The sequence below is a fragment of the Pseudomonas sp. 18.1.10 genome, assembly GCF_024655625.1.
Lineage (GTDB): Bacteria > Pseudomonadota > Gammaproteobacteria > Pseudomonadales > Pseudomonadaceae > Aquipseudomonas.
This window is the reverse complement of sequence record NZ_JANLGL010000069.1, coordinates 19,956-28,445: the sequence shown is the minus strand read 5'-3', so window position 1 is coordinate 28,445 and position 8,490 is coordinate 19,956. Positions and strand designations below refer to the sequence as shown.

The 8,490-nt window shown below is 61.6% G+C and carries 5 protein-coding genes and 2 tRNA genes; 4 read left to right on the top strand and 3 right to left on the bottom strand.

What is annotated here, in order from left to right; genetic code table 11:
• Positions 1-82: 82 nt before the first annotated feature.
• From NUV89_RS14130 to NUV89_RS14120, 3 genes are all read right to left on the bottom strand, one after another.
• The gene (locus NUV89_RS14130) at positions 83-2,515 is read right to left on the bottom strand and encodes a TonB-dependent siderophore receptor (RefSeq protein WP_257781799.1); all 2,433 of its coding nucleotides are present in this window, start codon (positions 2,513-2,515) and stop codon (positions 83-85) included.
• 78 nt (positions 2,516-2,593) lie between these two features.
• Entirely contained in the window at positions 2,594-3,577 is a 984-nt protein-coding gene (locus tag NUV89_RS14125; RefSeq protein ID WP_257781798.1) for a FecR family protein, read from the bottom strand.
• Positions 3,578-3,583: 6 nt separating this feature from the next.
• Positions 3,584-4,102: a sigma-70 family RNA polymerase sigma factor gene (locus NUV89_RS14120; protein WP_257781797.1), complete on the bottom strand. Its 519-nt coding sequence runs from the start codon at positions 4,100-4,102 to the stop codon at positions 3,584-3,586.
• A gap of 200 nt (positions 4,103-4,302) precedes the next feature.
• On the opposite strand from NUV89_RS14120, the gene NUV89_RS14115 reads away from it, so the two are divergent.
• From NUV89_RS14115 to NUV89_RS14100, 4 genes are all read left to right on the top strand, one after another.
• Positions 4,303-4,378: transfer RNA gene (locus tag NUV89_RS14115), tRNA-Val, on the top strand.
• 19 nt (positions 4,379-4,397) lie between these two features.
• Positions 4,398-4,474: transfer RNA gene (locus NUV89_RS14110), tRNA-Asp, on the top strand.
• A 324-nt stretch (positions 4,475-4,798) separates the two neighbouring features.
• Positions 4,799-6,382 carry a BCCT family transporter gene (locus tag NUV89_RS14105; protein WP_257781796.1) on the top strand — a complete coding sequence of 528 codons (1,584 nt, stop codon included), beginning with the start codon at positions 4,799-4,801 and terminating at the stop codon, positions 6,380-6,382.
• An 84-nt stretch (positions 6,383-6,466) separates the two neighbouring features.
• A complete protein-coding gene (locus NUV89_RS14100) occupies positions 6,467-8,476 on the top strand; it encodes a CocE/NonD family hydrolase (protein WP_257781795.1) in 2,010 nt (669 codons plus the stop codon).
• Positions 8,477-8,490: the final 14 nt, after the last annotated feature.

Here is an 8,490-nt window from a genome sequence, read left to right as displayed (position 1 = left end):
GAGTGCGCAGCGCTCCCAAGATTTTGGGGCCGCTACGCAGCCCAGCGGGAGCAAGCTCCCTCGCCACATAGTCTGTATGCGTTTAGAAATCCCAGCGGGTGGTCACCATGACGTTGCGTGGCTCACCGTAGGCAGCGGAGTTATAGAAGCCGATATTGGTGTAGTAGCTCTTGTCGAAGATATTGTTGAGGTTCAACGTCGCCGACAGGTTTTTGCTGATCTGATATTTGCTCATCAGGTCCACCAGCCAATACGCCTCTTGGGAAAATTCCTCATAGCCGCCACGCGGGCTGTTGTAGATGTCCTGCCAACCCACGCTCTGCCAGCGCACGCCGCCGCCGACGGTCAACTTGTCCAGGTTGCCCTTGAGTTTGTAAGTGGTGTACAGCTTGACCTGGTCTTCCGGCTCGAAGGTGGAGATCTTCACACCCTTGTCGTCGCGCACAATCTTGTGGGTGTAGCCGGCCTGCAGCTGCCAGCCAGGGGCGATCTCGCCGGACATCTCCACTTCATAACCCTTGGTCACCGCCTTGCTGCTCTTATAGGCATAATTGTTTGGCGTGGGCTTGAGGTTGTTGTACGCGTCGTCGGACAGCGCACGGTTGGATTCGTGGATTTCAAAGTAGGCGGCGCTGGCATTCACCCGGCCGTCGAGATAGTCGGCCTTGACCCCCAGCTCCCAGTTCTGGCCTTCATCCGGTTCCAGCAGCTTGTTGTCGCGGTCGCGGTTGTAGTTTTCCTGCGGCATGAAGATATCGGTGTAGCTGGCGTACAACGCGTAGGTGTCATTCAGGTCATAGACTGCGCCAACATACGGCACCACGCGCCCGGACTCGCGATAGCTGGGGTTGTAGCCGGTAACCTGATAGTTGACCAGGCGTGCGCCGAGCAACACCTTGAGGTCGTCGGCGAGATTCAGGCGTGTGGTCGCGTACGCGCCGGTCTGGCGCACGGTGTCGTCGATCAGTGACTGCGCCTGGCCCCAGTCCGGCATCGTTGCGTGGCCGTGCCAGTTGTTGAAGTCGACGATATTGGGGTCGAGGTTCCAATAGCCCTTGCCTTTCCACTCCGAGGCGCTGATCGAGCCGCCCAGCACCAGTTCATGTTCACGCCCGCCGAGGCTGAACGGGCCGCTGACATACAGGTCGGCGGAGTCGCTGACGGTTTCCCCGGTGTATTTGCCCGAGGTCAGTTGCGCGGTGCCATCCGGCTGCGGCTGGTCGCCCTGGATCGAGCCCATCAAGGCGTGGTAGCCGTTGATCTTGTGGTCCAGTTGTAGCTTGCTCACCCAGCCATTGCCCAGGTCATGTTCGAGCATGGCAAACACGGTGCGGGTGTATTGCTCCCAGCTGCTCCACTCGGCGGCGTCGTTGAACGAGCGCTTGACGCTGTTGCGATTGCCCTGGGAGTTGATGAGCGGAAAGCTGCCCGACCAGGACGAGCCTCTTGGCAACGTGTCCTGGTAATCGCCGCCTACGGTCAGCAGGGTGTCAGGCGACAGGTCGAACTCCATGATGCCGTAGTACGTCGGGCTCTTGCGCGAGTAGTGGTCCATGAACGAATGCTTGTCTTGGTAGGCCGCCACCGCCCGTCCACGCACGTTGCCGCTGTCGGTCAGCGGGCCGCTGACGTCCAGTTCACTGCGGTAGTTGTCCCACGAGCCCGCGCCGAGGGTGGCGTGGCCCTGGAAATCGGCGGTGGGTTTCTTGCGCACCAGATTGATGGTCGCCCCCAGGGAACCGGCGCCAGTGAGCAGGCCGGTGGCGCCCTTGAGCACTTCGACGCGGTCGTAGATCGCCATGTCGCTCAGGGTGTTGCCCGCCGAATAGGCGACATTGCGCGCAGTGGAAGGGATGCCGTCGTACTGGAAGTTATTGATCGAGAAGCCGCGCGCGTAATAGTTGCTGCGCTCGGTGTCGAAGGCCGACACGGTGATGCCGGGCGTGTGGCGCATCACGTCGTCCACATTGGTCAGGCCGAAATCATCCATGTGCTGGCGGGTGACCACCGAGACCGATTGCGGGGTTTCCTTGGGCGTCAGCACCATGCGGGTCGAGGTCGCGAGGGTGCCAGGTGTGTAGGAACCTGTGCCTTCGGTGATATTGCCCAGTTGGGTGGCGCTGACTTGGGTCGGGCTCAGTTCCATGCTGCCATCGCTGGCGATGGGCGCCGGTTGCAGGGCGTAGACCTGGTCACCTTTTACCGCGCGATAACCGCTGCCCAGCAGCAATCGGTCGAAACCGTCCTGGATGCCGAAGCTGCCCTTGAGGCCAGGGCCATTGAGACCTTCCAGTTCGTGGGACTGGAACACGATGGCCACGCCGGCTTGTTGCGCAAAGCGGTTGAGCGAGCTGCCCAGCGGCCCGGCCGGGATGTCGTAGGCCTGGGCGGCCACGTTGACGCTGTCCGCGTGCGCCGGGCTGATGCTCAGCGCCGTGGCGGTGAGCATGGCCAGGGACAGTGGCGCGAGTTTCAGTAGGCCAAAGCGCCCACGCGGGTAGGAAGGGGTGTGCATGGTGAAGGCAATCCTTTACGTGTCGAATTACCTCTCTTGACGGGCAACTGCGAGAAAACCGGAAGCAAATGCGAATAATTATTTATTGGGTGTGTCGTCTGGGTCCACGAGGATCAGCCAAGGGGTAAAACTTCTGACTTTGATCGGTAGGGTTTGCGCGAGCAATTGCAGGGCATGATTGCTGTCGTCCAAGGGGATGACGGCCGAGACGCGCAGGCTTTGCAGCGCCGCACGATCGAATTGCACTCGCCCGGTTCGATGGCGGGAGATCTCATCCAGCACTTCGGGCAATGGCCGGTTTTCCACCACCAACTGATGGCGGCGCCAGGCTTCGTTGATGCTGGCGGGGTCGATGCTGCCGGTCAGCTGCACGCTGTGGCTGCTGACCAGCGCCCGGGAGCCGGCATCGACTTCCACGGTCTGCTGGGCATTGGCGCTTTGTGCCGCCACGCGGGACTGCAACATGCTCAGCACGGTGACATCGCCCTCACGCTTGACCACAAATCGCGTGCCCAGTGCGCGCAAGGTGCCTTGGGCGGTCTGCACGATAAATGGCCGCGTGTTGTCGTGGGCCACGTCCACGAGGATCTCGCCCTGCAGCAATTCGATGCGGCGCTGTCTGGCGTCGAAATGCAGGTTCGCCGCGCTGATGCCGTTGAGGGTCAATGTCGAGCCGTCCGCCAATTGCAGGGTTTGCCACTGCCCAGGGCCATTGCGCACATCGGCCATCCATTGTTGCGGATACGGGCTGATGAGCAGCGCCGCGGCCGGAATCGCCAGGCTGCACGCCAGCAGCAGGGCGCGTACGGCGCGCTTGCGACGGTGGGATTTCTGCTGGGCAAACGCGGCGTTCAAGGCGGCCCGCGCCGGTGCTTTTTTACCGCGCAGGGCCTGCATGCGCGTTATCACTTCTTCCATGCGCGCGGCGGCTGCGGCGTAGTGCGGGCCTTGTTGCTTCCAGCATTCGAACGCCAGGCGCTGGGCTTCGCTCAGCTCACCTTCGTGCAGGCGCAGCAGCCATTCGGCGGCTTGTTCTTCGATCTGTTGGCGGGCGTCGTGCATGGGCGATCAGGTGTCCAGGCTGTGGCCGCAATGCACAAGCGCCTGGATCAGGTACTTGCGCACGGTGCGTTCCGACAGCTTGAGCTGGCGGGCGATCTGTTGTTGGGTCAGTTCTTCGAGGTAATACAGCACGAAGGCCTCGCGCGAATAGGCGTGCATGCCTTCGAGGATAAACGCGATCTGTTCCAGGGCTTCGAGGGTGGTGTGGATCTGCTCCGGCGACTGGAAGCCTTCAAGGGCGTCCACCGTCAGCGCCAACTCTTGCAGGTAGGCGCTTTCGATCTGCTTGCGCCGGGCCTGGTCGATCAGCAAGCGCCGCGCCGTGGTGCTCAGGTACGCCCGCGGTTCGCGAATGCTTGCCACCGACTCGCGGGCGTTGAGGATGCGCGCGAACGTGTCTTGCGCCAGGTCTGCCGCGTTCTGCCGGCAGCCCAATTTGCGCCGCAGCCACGCCAGCAGCCAGCCGTGATGCTCACTGTAGAGCGCGGTTATTTCCCGTTGGAAGGGCGGTTCACCCACAGACATAGGCGTGGCTCAGGCGTTATTGAGAATGGTTTTTAATTGTGCGGCCAAGTGTCGGGTAAACGCAATAGACTCGCGTTTGCGGGGTGAAAAGCCCGTATTTACGGGGTTTGCGCCGCCTGCTGAAAAATATTTCAAATAAATTGCATATAAAACAAGACATTGCGGATTTTTGGTGTAAGATGCGCCCACACCGAAACGAAGGGTGATTAGCTCAGCTGGGAGAGCATCTGCCTTACAAGCAGAGGGTCGGCGGTTCGATCCCGTCATCACCCACCATTCGCTTCAAGTGTTACGCGCAGCGGTAGTTCAGTCGGTTAGAATACCGGCCTGTCACGCCGGGGGTCGCGGGTTCGAGTCCCGTCCGCTGCGCCATATTCGGTAATCTGGAACACTGAACGCCAGGTCACCACAAGAAAGCCCGCTCATTGAGCGGGCTTTTTTTCGTCTGCGATTTTTCCTCTTGCTGCCTTGCCGTTGTGCACTGCCTACACCGGCTGAACTGTGCTGGTGCGTCATGACCTGAGGGAATACCCCCATGCACATTGGTCGATTGCGCCCCTTGCCGCTTAAACGGTTATCTATAGCCACGCGAAGACTTCCAGGTGAGCTACCGGCAGCAGGACGCTGCGGTGCCCGCTCTCTAACAATGGCCTTTCAAGGCGATAAAAAAATAGTCTGCAAGGGGAACGGCACTCCATGAAATATCCACTACGTCCGTTGGTGTTCTGGCCAACTTTCCTGATTCTGCTGGCGGCGGTGATCGCCAGCTATATCGACCTGAATGCGTTCCTTGCGGTGAGCAAACAGCTCAACAATCTGATCCTGAAAAACTTCTCCTGGCTGTTCAGCGCCGGCTCGTTTGCCATGGTGGTGTTGACCGCCATCGTGTACTTCTCGGCACTGGGCAAAGTGCGCATCGGCGGCGAGGACGCCCAGCCCCTGCTGAGCAAATGGCGCTGGTTCATGGTGGCGCTGTGCACCACGCTGGCGGTCGGTGTGTTGTTCTGGACCACCGCCGAACCGCTCTACCACCTGTACGGCCCGCCCACTAGCCTGCCGATCGAAGCGGGTAGCGCGGCGGCGAAAAGCTTTGCGATGTCCACCATGTTCCTGCACTGGACCATCACCCCGTACGCCATCTACCTGGTGCCGTCCCTCGTATTTGCGCTGGTGTTCTACAACCGCCGCAGCAACTTCTCGATTGGCGCGATGCTCGAACCCTTGCTGGGCGCGGCGCGGGTCAAGCGCTACGCCGGGCTGATCGACACCTTGGCGATGTTCGCCCTGGTCGCCGGCATGGCCTCGTCCCTGGGCACGGGCGCACTGACCCTGGCCGGAGGCCTGAGCCAATACATCGGCGGCGAAACCACGCCGTTCCGCTTGGCGATCATCATCGCAATCATCGTCATCACCTTTGTCGCCTCGGCCGCCAGCGGCCTGCAAAAAGGCATCGTGATGCTGTCCTCGTTCAACACCTGGATCATGCTCGCCCTCGGCTTGTTCGTGCTGCTGTGCGGGCCAACCCTGTACATGTTCAGCCTCGGCGTCGAATCCCTCGGCGTGTACCTCGACACCTTCTTCAGCCGCAGCCTGTTCACCGGTGCTGCCAGTGGCGACACCTGGCCGCAGAGCTGGACGGTGTTCTACTGGTCGGTGTGGTTTGCCTGGGCGCCGGTGAGTGCGCTGTTCCTCGGCAAGATCGGCCGTGGCTACACCGTGCGTGAGTTCATCCATATCAACATGCTGTTCCCGGCGTTGTTTACGGCGGTGTGGATCTGCATCTTCTCTGGCACCAGCCTGTACTTCGATGCGCTCGGCGATGGCAGCCTCAACCGCGTGCTCAACGAGCAGGGCGTGGAGCACGTGCTGTACCAGATGTTCCAGCAACTGCCGGCCAGCGGATTGATGATCGCGTTCCTGCTGTTCGTCGCCTTCATCTCGTTTGTCACCGCCGCAGACTCCAGCACCGACGTGATCGCCAACCTGTGCAGCAAGGGCGTGACCGCCGATTCCGACCTCGACGGCAACCCGATGCTGAAGATTGTCTGGGGCGTAATCATCGGCACGGTGTCGTGGGTGATGGTCTCGTTTATCGGCATCGACGGGGTGAAGATGCTCTCCAACCTCGGCGGTTTGCCGGGGATGATCCTGGTGCTGCTGGCCAGTACCTCGCTGATCTTCTGGCTGAAAAACCCGGCGCTGCTGGATGTGAAGCACTTCAAGCCGGCTACCGATCCCGCGCTGCGCGGCGCCAGCCCCGTCGCCGAGTTCGCCCGCTAAATCCTGAAACCTGTGTGTCTCCCCACGCGCTCCCCAGAGAGCGCGGGGGAGCCGTTTGTTCGCAATAAAAGTTTGGAGTTACCGATGGAAGTCGTTACCGAATTTGCCTACAAGGTCCGTGAAATCGAACACTGCCTGATCCCCCTGAAGGACGGCACCCAACTGGCCGCGCGTATCTGGCTGCCGGAAGTCGCCGGCCTGCAAACCTTCCCGGCGATCCTCGAATACCTGCCGTACCGCAAGCGCGACGGCACCGCCGTGCGCGATGCGCTGACCCACCCGTGGATGGCCGGGCAAGGCTATGTGTGCGTGCGTGTGGACATGCGCGGCAACGGCGAATCCCAAGGGCTGATGGCCGACGAATACCTGTTGCAGGAACAAGACGACGCCCTCGAAGTGATCGACTGGCTGTGCCAGCAGCCTTGGTGCGACGGCAACGTCGGCATGATGGGCATCTCCTGGGGCGGCTTCAACGGCCTGCAAGTCGCGGCGCGCCAGCCCGAGGCGCTGAAGGCGATCATCACCCTGTGTTCCACCGATGACCGCTTCGCCGACGACATCCATTACAAGGGCGGCAACCTGCTGATGGAGAACTTCGGTTGGGCCGCGACCATGCTCAACTTCAGCGCTGCCGTGCCCGATCCACTGCTGGTCGGCGATGAATGGAAAGCCCTTTGGCAGCAACGCCTGGACGCCATGCCGCTGCTCGCCGAAACCTGGCTGCAACACCAGACCCGCGATGACTACTGGCGCCACGGCTCGGTGTGCGAGGACTATTCAAAGATCAAGGCGGCGGTGTATGCGGTGGGCGGTTGGGGTGATGCCTACCGCAACACGGTTTCGCGGCTGATGGAGAACCTGCCAGGGCCGAAGAAAGCCATGATCGGCCCGTGGATTCACAAATACCCACACTTCGCCGTGCCGAATCCGGCCATCGGCTTCTTGCAAGAGGCCAAGCGTTGGTGGGATCACTGGCTGAAGGGCATCGATAACGGGGTGATGGATGACGCAGCCTGCACCTTTTACCTACAGGATGTTCTGCCGCCGCAGGGCAGTTACGCCGAGCGGCCAGGTATCTGGGTGCAGACGGCGGGGTGGCCGGATCCGCAAATACAGTGGCGCGATTTCAGCTTTGCCGAACAGGGCCTCAATCCCGGCGCGGAACCCTTGGCCACCCCACGCAGCATCTGCTCGCCGCTGACCACCGGCCTGCATCAAGGCGAGTACTGCGCCATCTGGTTTGGCCCCGACGGCCCTACGGACCAGCGCCGTGATGATGCGAATTCGCTGTGTTTCGACTCCCAGCCGCTGAGCGAACCCCTTGCGTTGCTCGGCGATGCGCGCCTCACCTTGCGCCTGGCCAGTGACACCGCTTGTGGGCAACTGGTCGCACGCCTGAATGCCATCGCGCCGGACGGGCAAGTCACGCAGATCAGTTACGGCGTGCTCAATCTCACGCTTCGCGAGGATTTTTCTCACGTATCGCCCGTAGTCCCTGGCGCCCCAATGGACGTGCAGTTAAACCTTGACCACATCGGCATGCGCATCCCGGCCGGCTACCGTTTGCGCCTGGCCTTGAGCACCGCGAGTTTCCCGTTGCTGTGGCCGAGCCGCGAACTGACCACCCTGACCTTGTTGCCCGGCTTGCAAAGCCTGCAACTGCCAGTGTTTACCGGCGAAGCGGTGGCGTGCCCGTTCGAAGCACCGCAATCAGCACCGCCGGCCAACCTCGAAGTACTGCGCGCCGCCGCGCCGAAGCGCACCTTGATCGAAGATGTGGGCAGTGGCGAGGTCTGCGTGAAGATCGAAGACGACCTGGGTTCGGTGCGTTTTACCGACCACGGTCTGGCGGTCGATCAGCGTTGCACCGAGCAATACCGCACCTTGCCCTGGGACCCGTTGTCCACCCGCGCCGATATCGAGTGGCACTACCGCGTCAGCCGTGACGAATGGGCCGTCGAGGTGGAAAGCCGCCTGAGCGTGAGCGCCGACGCCGAGTGGTTCTACGTCGAAGCCGAGCAGACCGCGTGGGAAAATGGCCAGTTGGAACATCGCCGCCAGTGGAGCAAACGCGTGGCCAGGGTCGCGCTGTGAGTGGGCAACTGGCA